Below are 18,450 nucleotides of genomic sequence, written 5' to 3'. Positions count from 1 at the left end.
TAAATACGATTTACACAACTCATGTATTGAATAAGTGTCGCACGTAATTTACCCACCAGACTTAATTAAACCTAAACCTAAGTACTTTTCGTTAGGGCATAAAAAAGGCGAACCTATTGGCTCGCCTTAATCATTTTGTTCGCCAGAATCGTTTAGTCGTTACGAATGGGTGATAACAACTCAGGGTTAACCACCAAATTTCTCACACCGTGGGCGTGATCTTCGTTAAAGTCATTGCCTTCACACCAGCTACCTACTGTCGCGATATTTACTTTCGCGACTTGTGGTCTAACGCTCCATGTTACTTGGAAAGGTGAACCTTGCTCATTATAACCAGGACCCGTTGTAGAGCCTGCGTATTGGATCGCTGAGCCCGTATCTTGTGGGATGTTTGGTGCTTGGTGTAAGCCGTTCACTTTTGAATGTTTAGCGAGCGCTTCAAAGTCGGGTGCTTTGTCGTCATTCACTAATACGTAAACTTGGGTTTCTACACGCAGTTGCGGGTTGGTAATCGCATCGTTAAAACAAGCACCCAGTGTTTCACCCGGTTCAACTTGCGCCGTTGAATAAACATAGTGAACTTCAATGGTGTCACCCGAATGCAAAGAACCATGCTCGCTCGGACAAACCTTGCCCTCAAATGGTTTCAGCTCAGCAGAACTCAGCTTGCCTGTGTATTTAAAGCCACTCTGGAATCCCTTACCATCACCGTTACCAGCGTATTGAGTAAACTCTCCACCTTTATGCTCAGCATTTTTATGGAAGTGAATATTACATAAGTTCATCGCTGTTGAATCAGGGGCATCCGAGAACAGCCTAGTATTTGTACCTTCTAATGAACCCAAATCTCGTGGAGCTTGCGGTCCAAAACCTTGTCCTTGGGTATTTTCAGAAAGCTTTGCTCTTTGTTCTGCGATAACACCATCTGATACAGACTCATGGTTCGCGTCTGATGCATTTGCATGAGCTGACAACATCACCAATGCGGCACTTAAAAACACACTCTTATTCTTCATTTTTCTTCCCTAGAATATTGATAACTAAACCTAAACCGACATAACAGCAAACATCTTACTATGCTCGTAAGTGAATATAAGACTTGTCTTTGTAAGATTAGATTTCATTGCTTACTTTGGGATGAGTATTAGAACCCTTGATGCATATAACAAGTCAAACAGGGTAAATTCGGCGACTCCCTTCCAGAACTAATAATTTCCTATTTTCGTTAACCGTCGCCTGACTCAGCGCTCAGATAAGTGAGCATGATTCTTAGGAACAACGGTGGCCAGATTTAGAAGATCAAAAAAGGCGAACCATCTGGCTCGCCTTCACGTTTCATTCTATCTATTAGGTTGTGGTTCTAAGTTAACGATTTAACCGTTACCGGTGGCAAATATCCCAAACGTCATGACGTTCAATGCATCTGTCACGCCCTCTAGTGATTTAATCACCGTCTTAGTCGGTTTATTATGACGAATAAAATAGCTTCCGATGCCTTTTTCACCGCCACTCTTAGCATCGCTTTCCGTTGTTTCTGTCGCTGCTACTTGAGAAGGTCCCACTGATTCTGGCTCTGCATTGGCGTGAGCTATCGTGTCTTTATTTGAATCAAGGTTAGTGAGTGGTTGATGATTAACGATTGAATCATGGGAAGAATCAACGCTGGTCTCAGCGTTTGTATCAATTGCAACATCGATATTGCTCTCTTCTTCCAAGCTTTTCGACATTGCGTCTTCGTTGCTCAATGTATTGTCGCCTAGCTGATTATTACTCGTTGAAGAACAAGCTGTTAAGAAAAATAGGCTAACGATGAATATGAGTAAGTTTCTCATCATAGTGATAAAGCACGAATTAATAAAACATCGTTCGATTGTAATTTATTTGGCTGACGACATCCAGTGATAAGCGGAGTAAACACGAACAGTCACGGTCTTGAAGAGTAAACAAAAGCGTACGGGTTTAGTGCTTAAGAATAATAATTCGAGAGTTCAATTAGGTTGCCCGCCGCTTATCATCTGAAAGGTGGTGTCAGTTAGGCTTGGGGATTCACACGCTATAAGCTTAATCTTTACTGGAACACAGTTCAGTGATTCGGTCACACATGGCTTGGTTGACTGTGAAGTGGGTGTTGAGAAACACTAGTTGGGCAAGTGCCGATTCAGCCGTGCGCTCGTAACCTTGGGTAAAGGTTGGTAGCAATTGAGCAAACTTAGGAAAGCGCGCTTCTAGTCTTCTATCCGACATAAACTCATCGACAAATTCAGGCTCAGACTGTTCAGTTTGATCCACAAGATCGATCAAACGATCGAGTGCGTAAGATTGAACGAACCGACTGCCCGACAGCTTTTCGCCTCGGTTATAACGAGACATACCCACATAAAGATTGGTTAGAGCCTCACCAATGATCCAATCTTGGGAATTAGTGTCTGTCTCCCCTTTTATTGGTGAAACACAACACTGTGTATCAAATTCATGTTGCTGCCAAACAATACGCCCTTCAGCAAACGGAATGTGCGCTAACTCGTGGGGTTCAAACACTGCAAACTCACAAAAGATTCCGTCAGCGTACAGAACTTTATAGCCATCGACGGTATTTCTCACTGCGTAGTCGATTGAGTGAATATCAGATAGCCAATGCAAACTGTCTAAGAAATACTGCTTGTGCCCTGTTTGCACTATTGCGAAAAAATCGACATCTGAATACTGATCAAGTCGTTCTGTTTCAATACCTACTGAGCCCAATCCCAGCAAAGCATGAGCCTTACCCGATGCTTCCAAAGACTCCCCAATCGCATCTAAACGCTGGAGTAATTTTTCTGGTGTGTTTATGTGTCTTGTCTGTATCACTTTGTCCGTCTGCATTGCTCAATCCCTATCAAGTTGAATGCCACTCAACCTAACTGATAGTTAGAACATCTAAGAAGCTTAATTTATAAAATGTGTGTTTTGGATAACGATCTGCGCAAGTTATTGTTTGAATTAAGGTGGGATTTAGAGGTGAGAAAGAGTGTGTACAAGCTATAAACAACACTCTTCTATCATGACTTATCTTTTTAGCAGCTCATATTTGCAACAACGTTGACGCCATGCTCACGAAGTTTGCTTTTCTTCCAAGATCTCGCGTCTGCCGACATATGAACAGAGACCGTAAAACCCAATTTGGCACTCATGATACCGATCGACATGCCTAGATTACCCGTGGATCCTACCGCAATGCTGTATTGTTGGAAGAAGTTACGAAACTCAGGTTCGAGCAGCTTGCTGTAGTCATCGCTCTCACACAGTAACCCCGCTTCAATCGCAAGCTTCTCGGCATGTGTTAGTACTTCATAAATACCACCACGCGCTTTGATTGAACCTGAAATCGGCAAATGGCTGTCTTTCTTCATCATCAAACGCCCTTTTATTGGCTGCTGACAATGTGCTCCCAATGCTGATTTCATAGATGGAATGTCAACAAGCTCAGACTCGATGATGCCATTGGTCGCTTGAGTTTCAGGAAACGCCTTGGCTAGATAAGGAGCAAACCTTTGCAGCCTCATGCTCGCATCGTGAATATCTTGTTCGCCTAAACCCACATAAAGCAAACCGCGCTCCAGAGTCGTCACATTTGGGTTAAACCAAACCACTTCTTCCAATGCAATCAATTGTTGAAGCAGTGGGAAGTCCGAGATGAGCTTGTCGATATTTAATACAGTCATGGGTGACTTTTCTGGCTAAGCGCGTACTGCGCAGGTTCAATCATTAGTAAACCTATTTAAACGCTATTTGTGTAATCATTCAATGATCTGTAGGCTAGCCTGTCTTCTCATAAGCAAACAGTAGAACAACCTATGAGCGCCTCTCTTCGTATTAGCATTTTCGTGATGTTAGGGATTCTATTCCTAGCACTTAACCTTCGTGGGCCTTTTACGAGCTTGGCTCCTGTGCTTTCTCAGGTTATGGAAGGCCTCAACCTTACGTCATCGGCTGCTGGCTTCTTAACAGCTTTGCCACTGTTAACTTTTGCCTTATTCTCACCATTAGTCACCAAGATATCCCAACGAATTGGTCTAGAGCCTAGCCTGTTATTAGGCTTAGTTCTGATCACTACGGGTATTACACTGCGCTCTGCTGGGTTAACCCCAACCTTGTATATCGGCACGGTGATGATCGGGCTTGGTATCGCGATTGGTAATGTGTTGTTGCCTGTAGTAGTGAAAGTTAGCTTCCCGACACGCATCGCTACTGTGACTTCTCTGTACATCTTTACGATGGGCATCGGGTCGACGTTAGGCTCAAGTTTGATGGTGCCGTTTTCAAATCTAACCTTATTTACGATCACGGGTTGGCAATTAGCGCTGTTAATGAACTTGGTATTTCCAATATTAGCTTTACTGATCTGGTTACCTAAAATCAGAAAACGTTCATCTTCTGCTAACGATAACAAGCAACAAGACAGACCTCTGCCGATGAAGAAGATGATTAAAAGCGGCGTTGCGTGGCAAGTAACGTTAGCGCTTGGGCTTAACTCATTTACCTTCTACTCTTTGGCTGGCTGGTTGCCACAGATCTTGAGCGACCTTGGCTACAGCGAAATAGATGCAGGCTACATTTATGGATTTTTGCAGTTTTCGACTATGGTTCCGGGGCTGCTGTTACTGCCGTTCTTAGCCAAAAGTGACAATCAACAATGGCTCATCACTCTGTGTGCATCGAGTGTATTTGTTGGATTGATTGGCCTATTGTATTTGCCTGAGTTTGCGATTTTTTGGGTGGGACTGTTTGGATTAGCCAACTGCTCGACGTTTATTATCGCGCTCTCTTTTGTTGGCTTGCGTACATCGAATAGCAGCCAAGCCGCATCATTGTCGGGTATGGCTCAGGGAATCGGTTATGCGTTGGCAGCCACTGGTCCAACGCTGGTGGGTAAGCTTCATGCTCAGACAGATTCTTGGAGTGTGCCGATTCTGTTGATCGCATCTGTTGCCTTTGCGTGCACGATTTTCGCGGCATTGGCAGCACGAGATAAGAAAGTAAGCGTTTAGGCCAAACAGAATGATTATGGCGTCGCGACTTTATTTGCTCGCGACTCTATGGCTGACGACGGTTTTGATGTATTCACTTGGCGACAAACCAAATTTGCCTTTAAAGCGCTGACTAAAACGCCCTTCCGATTGGTAACCGCAAGACTGAGCCAACATCGCCACATTCTGCTGTCCGTTTTGCATCAGATAAAGCGCGTGACTCAAGCGAACTTCAGCCAGTACCTCACGATATTGCATGCCTTCCAGTTTGAGCTTCCGAATCAATGTCCCTCGGCTCATCGCAAATCGCTCCGCCACCGACTCTAATGGATGTTTCTCATCTGGTGAATGTGAAAGGTAATGGCTGAGCTTTTGGCTAAACGAGACGTTGGCACTGACAAACAATAGATGCAACACCCCTTTTTCAGCTAATTGCTGGTACAAGCCCTGCAACCAAAACTGTTGAGTCTCTTTGCTCATGCTCTGTGTATCAAAAGAGAACAGGGCATTGAGTGAGTCTTGTAAGTTTCGATCCGCTTTTACTGTAGGCAGTCCCAGATCATTCGACCGTTCCTCACTTAAATCAAGCATCGCCTGAGAAGGTTGGAATTGAAAGCTGAACACTCGCGACAAGAAGCGCCCTTTGTGGGGCATGTTCTCAAAACTTAGTGAAGCTGATGCCTCACACAACAACAGCTCAGAATGTGAGAGCTCTGCCGCTGAATCTTTCCAAAACAGGCGCTTACTGCCTGTAATAATCTGAATGATACTAGGGGATAGAATCCTCACATTACGCAGTTTTTGTAACTGCTCTGCACGAAAGATCGTCACTTGATATTGATGATTCATCTCATCCCCTTGTTTACTTATTATGTACGTGTATAAGCTTTAACGTACATAAGCTATTAACGTGTATAAGTTGCGGTCAGTTTAGCTTTGTCTAAAGCCATGCTGTTCAACGTGAATCCAACCACAGCCGACGGCGTATTTTCGTCGAGGTTAAGTTTGTCCGTTGGTAATGCCCAAACCGTGAACTGGTAACGGTGCATACCATCTTTTTCTGGAGGACAAACGCCACCGTAGCCAACTGTACCGTAATCAATGCGACCTTCTTTGCCACCGACTTTAGAGATGTCGACACCGCGAGGTAGCTCGTTCACAGTTGCAGGGATATCAAACGCAACCCAATGCCAGAAGCCACTTTCAGTCGGTGCATCTGGATCATAAGCTGTGATAGCAAAGCTTTTGGTACCTGCTGGTGCATCTTTCCACATCAATTGTGGTGATTGATTATCGCCGTCACAACCCCAACTAGAGTATTCAAAAGTCTTTGCCATTGGGTGACCTTCTTGAATATCGTTGCTGGTTAATTCGAACGCATGAGCAGAGCCTGTAGCCAAAATACTGATTGCCAATACTGATTTGATGATGAGTTTCATGATGGTTCCTCTTATTAGGTATGAGCCCAGTATAGTCCCCTCATTTCGCCCAATAATGACAGTAAGTACACAATTATCTATTTTATTTCAAATAAATGATACTTACTGTATTTGTACTTTATTATTTAAAAGCATGACCCACTCGACAATTTGTTGTTAAAAGAACACTTGTTGACATTCAGGTTACAAATCGCGCCCAAAACTCTTTAGACTCGCCCCACGACTTTTAACGAGAATGATTGGATGCGCAGGTTTACATTAGCTCTTTGCTTGATCTTTTGGCTCCCAACCCTAGTCAATGCCCAAAGTTTGCAAGATAAGTGGCAAACTCTGTATCAACTGAGCTGGCAATCATCCCCACTCTTAGTATCTCAACAAGAGTTGGCTCAGTATCCGAAAGTTCTGCTCCATGAAAATAGCCGCTATCCTGATTTCAACCAATTCAGTTGGGACGACATCGCAGCGTTAGCGTCAATACAAGATCACTGCCGAGCGATTGAAAGCAATAACCCTTCATTAGATGATGCCATCGAGTTTGAGCTCGCTTTGTGTCAGCAACAAGCATTGGATTCCATTTGGTTTGCAGCACACTCCAAACGACACCCTGCAGGTGGCAGTTTTGCTGATCGTTATTTAGCCGCTTACCCAGATGTGACCGAGCAGATACGCCCATTTTTGAGTCTTACCAACCCTCAGCATCCTTTATATAACAAGCTAGAAAACCTAAGTGCACAAGGCAGAGAAGCACTGCTCAGTGGATACCGAGCTTGGCAACAGGACGATGTGCTTTGGTTAAGTGGCGAGCAAGGCTGGAAAGCCATTCCCTTAGATGTTTGGCAACCTATTGCAGAGCGGCAAGAGGTATCTTTGACGGGTGAAACCTGTACTTTTCGTTACAGCAACGTGTGCTTAAGCGAGCCTAGCAATGACAATCTGATCATGAAAACCTTGATCTTTACATTGCTGTTAACGTTGCTTTCCGGACTCGGTAGAGTCTTATACCTAAGAACAAAACAACGAAAAGAGAGGCAGTTCGTTTTACAGCTTCTTACTCATGAACTGCGCACGCCAATTACTAGCCTGGGCTTAACCGTCGAAATGTTTAGAAATCGCTACGATGACTTTTCTGATGAAACTCAAAGTGCGGTTTGGCGTTTAATATCTGACTATCAAAGGCTTTCTCAGCTCACCGAAAACAGCAAAGTGTACCTAAGTTCGGATCAGTCAGAGCCTTTGTTGAAGCAAAACGCTTCATTAGAAGAGTGGCTCGATCATGTCTGTGAAAAGCACAATATTTCTTATCAATGTGAAGCGCGTGAAGTTGAACTGAACCTTCCCTATTACTGGCTAACCATCTGCTTGGATAATCTAATCAAGAATGCCAAACAACATGGTAAAGGTGAGGTTTTGGTAAAGGTCGAACTCGGTGACAAGCTGACGATTGAGGTACAAGACGAGGGGCACTTCCCTTCACCGATACAACGGCTCATGTCTGGTGTCACGCCAAGTGAAACGCACGAACTGGATAACATGGGCATTGGCCTGACTATTGTCGAGCACTTGATGAAGCAAGCGAATGGCCGCCTCATTATTCTTCGTAACCCAACCCGATGTATTTTGGAAATTGCTTATGAACACCCTACTGCTGATTGAAGACGACCAACTGCTTGGACAAGGCCTCGTCAGCATCTTTGAATCCAATGGTTACCAATGCCTTTGGGCGAAGGATTCAGAGAATGCCAGTAAGAAATGGTTTCGAGCCGATCTTGTGATACTGGATCGACAGCTTGAAGATGGGGACAGCTTGCAACACCTTCCAAACTGGTTGCTCCTCAAAGCGCTGCCTGTGATTGTGTTGACCGCTAAAGTAGAAGTTCAACAACGTGTTGAAGGTTTAATCGCGGGTGCCAAAGACTATGTGACTAAACCATTTTCGAACGACGAATTACTCGCTCGAGTCATTACCCAGCTACGTCCGTTAGGTGTGAGCCTCTTAACTTACGCAAATATCCAAATCAACTTGTCGGAACGGATCGCTTATCTGGATGAAAGCCCTGTAACACTAAAACCTAAAGAGTTTCAGCTATTGGTACTGTTTGTTCAGAACCAAAGTCGTGTGTTTCACCGAGATGAATTACTCAATAAGATTTGGGGATATCAGGCTTTTCCTAGTACCCGAACTATTGATAATCACATACTGCGCTTACGCCAGAAGCTGCCAACATTGAATATAGAAACACATCGTGGCGTTGATTACCGCTTGGCCGGGGAATCATAATGAAAGTTACTTCGTTAACCGCACTGATCTACACATTGCCGCTCGCAAGTCATGCGGCATGGTTTACCGACACGCCATTGCAGCACACCTATCAATCTCTACTTGATGACCAACCTCAAGTTGCGTGGCAAGAGCTGCAAATCGCACTCGATCACAAATCACTCGATAGTGAGCTTTGGCTGCCAGTCAAACAAGAGATCCTGAGCCAGACTCAATGTGGAACCTTACTCAAACAAAGTGCTGAGCCAAAACACCACATCCAAGTCAGCTTCATTCGACGCTATGGCCTGTCGTCGCACGGTTATCAAATCAAAGTCTCTGCCGAGCAACTCAGCAAAGGCTCAGAAACTCAAACTCTTTCTTTGGTATCGCCTAAAGGTAAAGTCCTTCTCGATGGACAACTCGCTTCCAATAATGAGTATCAAGAGATTGAAACCAATGAAATGTTCATCAAACCCGAATCTGGTGTTTATCAACTAAAGATAGGTTCAAATCACTACCCTATTATTGTCGCTTTAAATAACAGTAATCGATGGCTGACGCTCGAAAGTAAACTCAGCGAACCACATATCGTGCTCTCGCCTCCAAAGGTGATCGACAACTGCCCCGACGCTAACGTGAGTTGGCAATGGTTTGATGAAAACTACAACCTGCTGGGTTACAAAGTGCCAATCAAAACAGCGCAAGCACCCGTTCCCACAGAAAGTCCACTTGGAACCAAAGCCAAGCACTTGAGTGCTTCGGTTGAAATGTTTGAATACCAAGGCGCTATTGAAGTCCAATATGTGCAGCGCGTCGCCGTGCCTTTCTAATGGAAAACCACTAAAGCCAAACAGAAAATAGAGACATATAGGTGACAAAGCACTAGCGCTACTTAGGTGTAATAACCGTAGTTACCCTTTACGGAATCTAAATATGCTCAGCGTACGTCACCCACTCAATCTTTCTAATTTTGCCATTGTGGCTTTAACAACAGCTTGTCTGTTTTCATCCAACGCACAAGCGAGCCAAATAACGCTCACCAGTAACAACAATACCGTCGCTACCTCATCGAATACTTTAGAGGTCGATTGGAACGGCTTAAGCGTTAACAGTGCTGCTCTCACCGTTGATAGCCAACCACAGAAAGCGACCAATCTGGTCATTGGCTTTTCCGATAAAGCTGACTCAGCAAAAATCGCCACTTGGACCTTAGTACCCAGTGGAATAAACGTTAAGGCAGAGCTTAATCAAGACCAGCCAATCCCAATCGACACCTAATTCTCTCTATTTTTGTACAAGAAAATTGGGTGCCGACCACAATTTCAAACACAGATGTTTTCACATAAATCTCAAAAGTGATATCAATGCTTATATTGAATGATAATATTACAAAAGAGATATTTTTGATGAAAAAGACCCTACTCACTTGCTGTGCCCTTCTTGCCTTTTCTTCTTCGGCAATCGCTAATGTTCAGTTTTCGAATCCAGAAGGAGCTTTAGGCGAACCTTCTAATTACTCTCAATACCAAAATGTTTTGTCAGTTTCTGAACTTCAAATTTCAGATCCAAACGGAAAGAAAGGCAACAAAGACTATTTTGCGCTCGATAATAACTACGACGGCATTGTGAACAACAACTTCTATGTCGACAAAGAAAGTGAAGCGCTAGTCTTTACCATGAAGAATGACCACCTGCGCAACGAGCTACGCGTTCAGGAAAACTTCCGCACAGACTTAACAAATGAAACATACACATTAAGTTCGGAGGTGGAGATCATAAAACCTGAAGAGTCGATGAAGAACTCAGACTCTAAGCAAGACGAGATTACATTCCTACAAGTACATAACAAAGGCTTAGATGATCTTGGTACTCACAATGTCCCTCACCCTTTGCTTCGTGTTGTATGGAAACGTGACAATAATGGTATTGAAGGGCATTTCTGGGCAATCATTAAAAACAACGCTGTAATTTGTAAAGGATCGTTCGGCAAGAAAAACCAAGACAAGGAAATGTGCAAATCAGACGTAGCATATTCTCAGTATGATTTAGGCAAAGCACCACAAGGCAAACCAACAGCATTTGATTTAATCGTGGGTGATAAGAAACTTATTGTTGACGTAAACGGTGAACGTAAAGTTGAGCAGGATATTGACTACTGGCGTCACCTATTAAGCTACTTCAAAGCTGGCGTATACAACCAATTTACGAATGGACAAAGTGAAGCTCACTTCTACAAGCTAGAGTACACAGAGAAAAAGAGCTAGTTCGGTACTTAGCCTACAACTACATTAGCAATCAGAAAAAAACGAACTTGTTAACAAGTTCGTTTTTCTCTTTTCAATGTTATTGGTCATTGTCAATGAATTACAACTAATCAACAGTTAGGCAGCCGATTCCTTCTGTTGCTCCCAATACAATATGCCTTTATTTCGTTATTTGATTGGCTCTATTTTGAAAAGCAGTCAGTAGATAGTCGATAAAGACCTTCTTACGTTTCGGCATCAACTGCCTGTCTGCATACACTAGGCTTACTGAAACTTCCGGCATCTCATATTCAGGTAACAGACGAATCAGCTTACCTGTCTTAAAGTGTTCCCGACAAATGAATTCAGGAAGCACCGCCAAGCCGAGCCCATCCACACACGCTGTTAGGCATGCCGTGATGGTATTCACCCGCAACTGACACGGTAGATCGATCAAAATCGACTCTCCGCCTTCTAATTGTAAATGCCACTTGGGTAGACGCGCGGCCTTGTTCACCACCTCAATCATTCTGAATGGCGGTTCAAGATCATCGGGTGAAGAGACGTCATCGAACTGCTCTAAATACTCAGGGCTGGCTGCCAATACACGCTTTGATGTTGTGAGGTAGCGAGAAACCAAGCTCGAGTCCACTAGCTCACCAATTTGTGCGTAAAGATCGATCCCCTCCGCAATGATGTCGACTTCTCGATTCGACAGTTCTAAGTTCAAAGTCACGTTTGGGTGCTCTTTTAGGAAGCTGTGGATGTATTTAGCTAATACTTGATGCCCCAATTCGACAGGCAACACAACATTTAACTGCCCTCGGATCAAATCCTGATTGGCTGAAACCTCTAGCTCAGCTTGGTTCATGATCTCTTGCATCTGCATGCTCGACTGATAAAAGCGCTCGCCCTCTGGCGTTAAGACTAAACTTCGTGTCGAACGAGTGATCAACCTCACACCTAGATGCTGTTCCAGCTCGTCTAGCTTTCGGCTGACGGTCGACTTGGTCATGTTCAATGCTTCAGCTGCGTGCGTGAAACTCCCACAATCAACAACTTGTGTAAAAACAGTCACAGCATTTAAGTCCATCGTACTTCTCCCAAAGCGCCATTAGTTAGATTTTTGCAACAGTGTTTCCCTTTTTTCCTATCTAATCAATCAATCGAATTCATTTACAATTCGTTACATCTAAATAAAAACAAAATGAGAAAGAAAAAATGACAGAGAACAACAACGCTTCGCAAACAGTAAGCACAAAAAAACGTAAAAAAGCTCCGCTTATTGCTACTGCGATCATGCTGTCATTGGGTTTAGCCGGTGCTGGATACTGGTACGGCTATGGCCAGTACTTTGAATCTACCGACAATGCCTATCTACAAGGCGACATCACGAATATTAGCCCTAAGGTCTCTGGCTATATTGTTAAGTCTTATGTGAGTGATAACCAATCGGTTAAAGAAGGTGATTTGCTGGTTCAAATCGATGACCGTGATTACCAGTCAGCACTCGCTCAAGCAAACGCCCATTTAAGCGTCGTGAAATCAGACGTCAAAAATCTAGTGGCACAACAAACGTTACAACGTAGCAAGATCAATCAAGCAGAAAGCCGCGTTGATTCTGCACAAGCTGAATACGAACGCGCGATTCAACAAGTGGTACGTTCTCGTAGCTTACTAAAGCGTAACTACGCGTCTCAAGATGAAGTCGATAGCATGGTTGCACAACAAAAAGTAACTCAGGCAGATTTAGAAGAAGCAAAAGCAAACCTCGTTGCAACCAATGACCAATTAACCGTTATCGCTAGTGAGATTGAGCAAGCAAATGCATCCGTGACCGAAGCTCAAGCCCAGAGAGATCAAGCACAGCTTAACCTTGATTACACCAAAGTTTACGCGCCAGCAGATGGCGTGATTGGTAAACGCAGCGTACGTGAAGGCTTGCTGATTCAAGCAGGCGCACCACTGATGAGCTTGGTACCAAACAACCAAGTGTGGATTGAAGCCAACTTCAAAGAGACACAGCTAAGTGGTATTCACAAAGGTCAGACGGTTGAAGTAGAGCTGGATGCGTTCCCGGGGCAGCCTCTTGAAGGTGTGGTAGACAGTTTCTCCCCTGCGACTGGCGCTAAATTTGCGCTCCTACCACCAGAAAACGCGACCGGTAACTTCACTAAAATCGTTCAACGTGTACCGGTTAAAATTACTATTCCAGATCAGCAAGAGTTGAAAGGTCGACTGCTTCCTGGTTTGTCTGTGGTAGCGACCATCGATAAACGAGGCTAGACCATGAGTAACGCTGGTGTTGTCACCCAAACAAATGATGATGACGAGGTTTCGAGACGCCATTGGATCGCCCTATTTGGCGGCTTGATTGGCGCGTTTATGGCGATCTTGGATATTCAGATCACCAACTCGTCTCTCAAAGATATTCAAGGTGCGCTATCAGCCACCTTGGATGAAAGCTCGTGGATCTCTACGTCTTACCTAGTCGCAGAGATGATCGCTATCCCACTCAGTGGTTGGCTGTCTAAAGCGCTCGGTAAACGCCGTTATATCACGTGGACGACAGCCATTTTCACCATTTCATCTTTGTTGTGTTCGTTCTCTTGGAACATGACCTCGATGATCGTGTTCCGCGCGATGCAAGGCTTCAGTGGTGGTGCTCTAATCCCGCTTGCTTTCTCGCTGGTGATTCAGTTATTGCCGGTCAACAAGCGTGCTGTGGGTATGGCACTGTTTGGTGTAACCGCGACCTTTGCTCCATCGATTGGCCCTACCTTTGGTGGCTGGCTGACGGAGAACTTCTCGTGGCACTATATTTTCTACATCAATATTCCGCCAGCTTTGCTTGTGATCACCATGATCCGATATGGCTTGGACGATGAAAAGCTCGACCTTGGCACGCTGAAAAAAGCCGATTGGTTTGGTATCGCCACCATGGCATTAGGGCTAGGTTGTTTGGAAGTGGTGTTAGAAGAAGGTAACCGTGAAGAGTGGTTCAGTTCGAGCTTTATTATTGGCTTGAGTATCGTGTCGGCGGTGAGTTTGGTTTACTTCGTGATAAACGAACTCCAACACAAGAAGCCATTGGTTAACCTGCGGCTATTGCGGGATGGGCAATTTGCGATGTCTTGTATCGCCTATTTGATTCTAGGAATGGCATTGCTCGGCTCTATCTATGTTCTACCGATGTATCTCACTCAAATTCAGCAATATAACGCGATGGAAATTGGTGAAGTGCTAATGTGGATGGGTTTCCCACAACTTCTGATATTCCCAATTGTGCCAAAGCTAACACAGATCATTAAGCCTAAGTACTTGGTTACCTTTGGCTTCGCGATGTTCGGTTTTAGTTGTTACGTAAATACACACATGACAATCGATTTTGGCGGGCAACAGCTGATTTTATCTATGGTTCTGCGTGCTATTGGTAGTCCGTTCATCATGGTTCCGCTGTCTTTGGTTGCCATGAAGAACATCAGCAAAATGGACACGCCAGACGCATCAACGTTAACCAACGTAATGCGGAACTTAGGGGGCGCTTTCAGCATCGCGATTATCGCTACGCTATTGGATAACAAAACCCGTGAGCACTTAGCACACATCAAGGAGTCGCTACCTTCAGTGAGTCAACTTGGTTGGCAGACGCTTCAGCAACAACAAGCGTTTTTCATTCAGTCAGGAAGTGATGCCGCAACTGCGATGCAACAAGCACAAGCAAGTTTGCTCGGCACAATGCAACGTGACGCAGCCATCATGGCTTACAACGATGTGTTCTTAATGATGACGGCGTTCTTGGCTCTAGCGGCAGTATTGATTCTAAACATGCGTGATTAACGCTAGAGTTTCGGTAAATAAAACTTCAAGCAAAGAACAACATTTCGAATAAAAACTCGAACAATAAAACAGAGAGGTGAGCTTATCGGCTTGCCTCTTTTTTATTTCTAAAACACGTATAACCCCACTAAAATCAGGTAAAAGTCACCTGCGTTTGAAGGCTTTCATAAATGTTATCTAATACTCTTTAATTACCAATAGTTTATTGAGTGTTTGTATGTGATATAGGCACCTTGACAATGTGCAACTTGACACCTAAATTAAAAAATAACATTTGGTATTAAGGAAAATGGATTTGACCTTACCAACAGACCTTCGAATTTTGATCGTCGACGACTCTAAAAGCGCAACAATACTTATTAAGCAGCAACTGGCTAGTTTGGGAGTTTCGCGCGACTGTATTTTTATTGCGACCGACTATCGAAAAGCCATTAAAGCGGTCGAGACACACTCTTTTCATGTACTCCTCATTGACTACCACTTAGAACAGTCTTTTACTGGCTTTGAGCTGTTGGGCATTCTGTATCGAAACCGCCTCATCGATCATACTGTGGCGACAATCTTGCTCTCTGGGGATATGCGTCAGGAAACAGTATTAACCGCCCTTTCAGGTGAAGCACACCACTTCGTTTCTAAACCGATTAATACTCAAACGTTGGGTAAAAAGATCCAAAGTGCCGTGTCCGTTTCAAAGAAACTCACCCAACTGAATGATTTGTATCCCATTGCCAGTCAAGAGAGATTAGCTCAAGCTTTGGCTATCTCCCCTAATGGTACTAGCGTTCAGTTCGAAGCGACATTGATTGAACATTTAATTGCAGGTAAGAAATGGCAGTTACTCTCTAGCGTCATTAACAACTCCAAAACCAACATGCACCCAACCAAATTGGTGGCTGAGGCGCTGATTCTCGACAGCTTAGGCAAGCCAAATTTAGCCATAGATAAGCTCCACAATTTTCTAATAGCACAGCCACTCTCATTGAGCGTGATTGACTGCTTAAGCTGTATCTATGAAAAACATAAAATGCTGCTGCCTGCTCTTAAATTAGCGATTCGTGCATTTGAGATGACTCCCAGCATCAGCCATCGTGCAATCAGGGCCATCGACTTAGCTGAGAACGCAGATAACACACATATGATCATAAAGTTAGGTGAGATGTATGCAACCCACATTTCAGCTGCTGACATTGATGTCATCCATTCCATTGGTGCGCACTTTAATTCCTTAAAAGCAACGTATCAGCGCGAGACGCAACTAAAGTACAAACGTATTTTGCTTGAGCACGCCAACCAATTCACCGAGCTGGTAAACCTGAAACTTCCGGTAAAACAACAGCAGCAAGTTTTGGCCAGCCTTGCCCTATTTCAGAGCAGCATATTGCTCATCGAAAATAGCCCTCAGATTGCCCACAAAAAAGTGATTAGAGCTTCGACACTGTTAGCGAACAATTTCCACAGCCAACCGACTTATTTGCTCACTCAGTTATTACCCATGCTCGCCCACTTTGGTGAGTACTCTCTTTATCATTTAACAGTGGAATGTCTCAAATCTCGTGGAGAAGCCATAAATCACCAACTTGAGTCCAAAAATGTCGACCCTTCAACGTGTATAAACATTGAAAATTTGGGTTCGATCCAAGAAATAAAGGACTACATTCACAGTTACCCATATTCAGTTGCCGCCAAACTTGACTATATATACGCCGTCAATAAAGCTCATATAGATGAGAAACTTAGCGACGACTATCTAGAAGAAATCTTACAGTTAGAACTTCCTCCAAAATGGAATCAATGGATTAGTGATTCATCAAGGTATGGTTTTTCCACTAAGCCGCCTAGCCCATTTTCAACATTCAGCCGACAGGAGTCCACATGCTAGACTTTGATGCTTTAAACGCCTATTTAGACAATGACAGAGACGTCATTTACGCCGTTTTGTCTACATATCAAGAAGACCATGGCAATTCGCTACAAGAGATCGAAGAGTTGGTTCAACAACAAGATTGGGGCAAGCTTCATTTTACCGTGCACACCTTAAAAGGCATTTTAGCCAGCTTTGGTGAAGAAACGGCCACAGTTGCATTGGAAAGAGTAGAACAAAACACACTCAATAAGCTTGCGCCGCAAGATGATGATCTTTCGGTTATCTACAGCGAAATGAAGATCATTAATCAGCAAATCGATGAGGTTCTTAGCACTTATTAGTCGATAGAATTAAAACGTGCATGGCGATACTTAACAGCCGACACAGCTAAAAGAGTTGAGGTGCTTGGAAACATGGAACCTCGACTCTTGCCACGTTCTCCTCATTTTCCCTATCAATTATATAGCCGCCCGCTCCTATAAATTCACTCGATTTATCTACATACCCCAATGCATAACACATACTTTATAAGCTATGCATGTTCATGTTTCCTATGAAAAACCGACACGTTCGATGAGATGTAAAATGGTTAAATACTTGTAGATCTTTTTGTGACGTAAGTATACGAAATTGCATTTTATTTATTGGTAAAGAAGAAACTGTTATCTACACTCTAATGAAACCAAGCGTTAATCACTTGGTGGCATAATAATAAAATGAAAAAATAAAACGTTCAGTCGGCTAAAAAAGGACAAGGAAATGAACAATGACAGTTTTGCTGCGTTTCAGGGGCTCACGGATGACACACCCATTAAAGAATCATTTTCTACCACTGCAGAACCTTATGCTCACTATCTAAAGGATATTGTGGGGATTGATCTGCTGTCGCGTGAAGATGAGGTGTATTACGCAAAATTGAATCGCGCGGGTGATAAAAAAGCGCGTGATGTCATGATCGAATCAAACCTGCGCCTTGTTGTGAAAATCGCAAAGAGTTACCTAAAACGTAAAGGCAATAATTTCACCCTGCTCGACCTGATCGAGGAAGGCAACATTGGCTTGATTAAGGCCATCGACAAATACGATCCAGAACCAGGCTATCGTTTTTCAACCTATGCTGTTTGGTGGATCCGCGAAAACATTGAAGCCGCACTCATGAACACGGGTCGAACCGTTCGATTGCCAGCCCACGTGTGTAAAGAAATAAACAGCCTCGCCTCAAAAAAGCTCGATGCAAGCAAAAAAATGAGTAAAGAGGTTTCAATTTCTGAGCTATCAGACAGTTCAGGTGTAAAGGCCGAACGCGTCGATCAACTGGTGGCGTTAAGCGGGTTTATTGACGTGACGACAACGGTTGGAACTAGCCATGCGCCTATGGTGCTTGATCAATGCGAAAGTGAATATATCCCAGACCCTCAACAAGATTGTGAGGATCAATCCTTTACCCAAGCTCTAGAACAAATCATCTATACACTTCCTCCAAAATTACAAAAGGTGCTCATCCACCGTTTTGGTTTCTTTGATAACAAGGTGAAAACGCTGTCTGAGGTCGGACAAATGTTGGATGTGAATGTTTCTAATGAACGTGTTAGACAAATGCAGAAAGAAGCGGTCGAAAGAATTCAAAAACGACTCAAATTTGATGGTTGGGTGTAAGTCGTAGCCCAGTTGAGAATTAGTTGAAAATAACGTTAAGCCAAAACAAAGACCTTTAGGGTGAGCCTCCAAGCTTGCCCTTTTTGTTTGCTGATTCGTTAGAAAAATAAAAAAATCGTAAGCACACGAACCCTAAGTCGCT

16 protein-coding genes and 2 pseudogenes are annotated in these 18,450 nt (G+C 43.8%); 11 read left to right on the top strand and 7 right to left on the bottom strand.

Annotated features, from left to right (window positions below; translation table 11 throughout):
• Positions 1-152: 152 nt before the first annotated feature.
• From AB4517_RS12495 to AB4517_RS12480, 4 genes and pseudogenes are all read right to left on the bottom strand, one after another.
• Positions 153-1,016, bottom strand: a complete 864-nt coding sequence (locus AB4517_RS12495; RefSeq protein ID WP_372117219.1) for a delta-class carbonic anhydrase — start codon at positions 1,014-1,016, stop codon at positions 153-155.
• Between the two features lie 357 nt (positions 1,017-1,373).
• Entirely contained in the window at positions 1,374-1,835 is a 462-nt protein-coding gene (locus AB4517_RS12490; RefSeq protein WP_372148432.1) for a hypothetical protein, read from the bottom strand.
• Between the two features lie 226 nt (positions 1,836-2,061).
• Positions 2,062-2,862 carry a hypothetical protein gene (locus AB4517_RS12485; RefSeq protein WP_372148431.1) on the bottom strand — a complete coding sequence of 267 codons (801 nt, stop codon included), beginning with the start codon at positions 2,860-2,862 and terminating at the stop codon, positions 2,062-2,064.
• Between the two features lie 209 nt (positions 2,863-3,071).
• Positions 3,072-3,701: pseudogene (locus tag AB4517_RS12480) on the bottom strand (D-serine ammonia-lyase); the annotation flags it as partial.
• A gap of 132 nt (positions 3,702-3,833) precedes the next feature.
• Here AB4517_RS12480 and AB4517_RS12475 point away from each other — a divergent pair.
• On the top strand, positions 3,834-5,027 hold the full coding sequence (locus AB4517_RS12475; RefSeq protein WP_372148430.1) for a CynX/NimT family MFS transporter: 1,194 nt from the start codon (positions 3,834-3,836) through the stop codon (positions 5,025-5,027).
• 30 nt (positions 5,028-5,057) lie between these two features.
• Here the strand turns inward: AB4517_RS12475 and AB4517_RS12470 are convergent, their stop codons facing one another.
• Together AB4517_RS12470 and AB4517_RS12465 are read right to left on the bottom strand one after the other, a co-directional pair.
• Entirely contained in the window at positions 5,058-5,855 is a 798-nt protein-coding gene (locus AB4517_RS12470) for a helix-turn-helix transcriptional regulator (RefSeq protein ID WP_017060497.1), read from the bottom strand.
• A 56-nt stretch (positions 5,856-5,911) separates the two neighbouring features.
• Entirely contained in the window at positions 5,912-6,445 is a 534-nt protein-coding gene (locus AB4517_RS12465; RefSeq protein WP_017060498.1) for a YbhB/YbcL family Raf kinase inhibitor-like protein, read from the bottom strand.
• Between the two features lie 243 nt (positions 6,446-6,688).
• On the opposite strand from AB4517_RS12465, the gene AB4517_RS12460 reads away from it, so the two are divergent.
• The 5 genes and pseudogenes from AB4517_RS12460 (at position 6,689) to AB4517_RS12440 (ending at position 10,969) form a co-directional block, all read left to right on the top strand.
• The gene (locus AB4517_RS12460; protein ID WP_372148429.1) at positions 6,689-8,098 is read left to right on the top strand and encodes a DUF3404 domain-containing protein; all 1,410 of its coding nucleotides are present in this window, start codon (positions 6,689-6,691) and stop codon (positions 8,096-8,098) included.
• On the top strand, positions 8,076-8,723 hold the full coding sequence (locus tag AB4517_RS12455) for a response regulator transcription factor (protein WP_372148428.1): 648 nt from the start codon (positions 8,076-8,078) through the stop codon (positions 8,721-8,723). The genes AB4517_RS12460 and AB4517_RS12455 overlap by 23 nt, the downstream gene beginning before the upstream one ends.
• Complete coding sequence (locus AB4517_RS12450) at positions 8,723-9,535, top strand: DUF2861 family protein (protein WP_017060501.1); 813 nt, start codon at positions 8,723-8,725, stop codon at positions 9,533-9,535. Before AB4517_RS12455 ends, AB4517_RS12450 begins: the two co-directional genes overlap by 1 nt.
• A gap of 103 nt (positions 9,536-9,638) precedes the next feature.
• Positions 9,639-9,962: pseudogene (locus tag AB4517_RS12445) on the top strand (glycosyl hydrolase); the annotation flags it as partial.
• Between the two features lie 149 nt (positions 9,963-10,111).
• Entirely contained in the window at positions 10,112-10,969 is an 858-nt protein-coding gene (locus AB4517_RS12440; RefSeq protein ID WP_017060503.1) for a polysaccharide lyase family 7 protein, read from the top strand.
• A 160-nt stretch (positions 10,970-11,129) separates the two neighbouring features.
• On the opposite strand, the gene AB4517_RS12435 is transcribed toward AB4517_RS12440, so the two are convergent.
• On the bottom strand, positions 11,130-12,041 hold the full coding sequence (locus AB4517_RS12435; RefSeq protein ID WP_017060504.1) for a LysR family transcriptional regulator: 912 nt from the start codon (positions 12,039-12,041) through the stop codon (positions 11,130-11,132).
• Positions 12,042-12,169: 128 nt separating this feature from the next.
• On the opposite strand from AB4517_RS12435, the gene AB4517_RS12430 reads away from it, so the two are divergent.
• The 5 genes from AB4517_RS12430 (at position 12,170) to AB4517_RS12410 (ending at position 18,308) form a co-directional block, all read left to right on the top strand.
• Entirely contained in the window at positions 12,170-13,234 is a 1,065-nt protein-coding gene (locus tag AB4517_RS12430; protein ID WP_372148427.1) for an HlyD family secretion protein, read from the top strand.
• A 3-nt stretch (positions 13,235-13,237) separates the two neighbouring features.
• Positions 13,238-14,788 (top strand): DHA2 family efflux MFS transporter permease subunit, encoded by a 1,551-nt coding sequence (locus tag AB4517_RS12425; protein ID WP_017060506.1) that lies wholly within the window; start codon positions 13,238-13,240, stop codon positions 14,786-14,788.
• A gap of 289 nt (positions 14,789-15,077) precedes the next feature.
• Positions 15,078-16,667: a response regulator gene (locus tag AB4517_RS12420; RefSeq protein ID WP_017064673.1), complete on the top strand. Its 1,590-nt coding sequence runs from the start codon at positions 15,078-15,080 to the stop codon at positions 16,665-16,667.
• Positions 16,661-16,993 carry an Hpt domain-containing protein gene (locus AB4517_RS12415; protein ID WP_017060508.1) on the top strand — a complete coding sequence of 111 codons (333 nt, stop codon included), beginning with the start codon at positions 16,661-16,663 and terminating at the stop codon, positions 16,991-16,993. The genes AB4517_RS12420 and AB4517_RS12415 overlap by 7 nt, the downstream gene beginning before the upstream one ends.
• 418 nt (positions 16,994-17,411) lie before the next feature.
• Positions 17,412-18,308 carry an RNA polymerase sigma factor RpoD/SigA gene (locus AB4517_RS12410; RefSeq protein ID WP_372148426.1) on the top strand — a complete coding sequence of 299 codons (897 nt, stop codon included), beginning with the start codon at positions 17,412-17,414 and terminating at the stop codon, positions 18,306-18,308.
• Positions 18,309-18,450 lie beyond the last annotated feature (142 nt).

It is taken from the genome of Vibrio sp. 10N.222.52.C3, from assembly GCF_041474195.1.
Taxonomy (GTDB): domain Bacteria; phylum Pseudomonadota; class Gammaproteobacteria; order Enterobacterales; family Vibrionaceae; genus Vibrio; species Vibrio crassostreae_C.
Note: the sequence above shows the minus strand (reverse complement) of the source record. Positions and strands in the feature narration are given on the sequence as shown.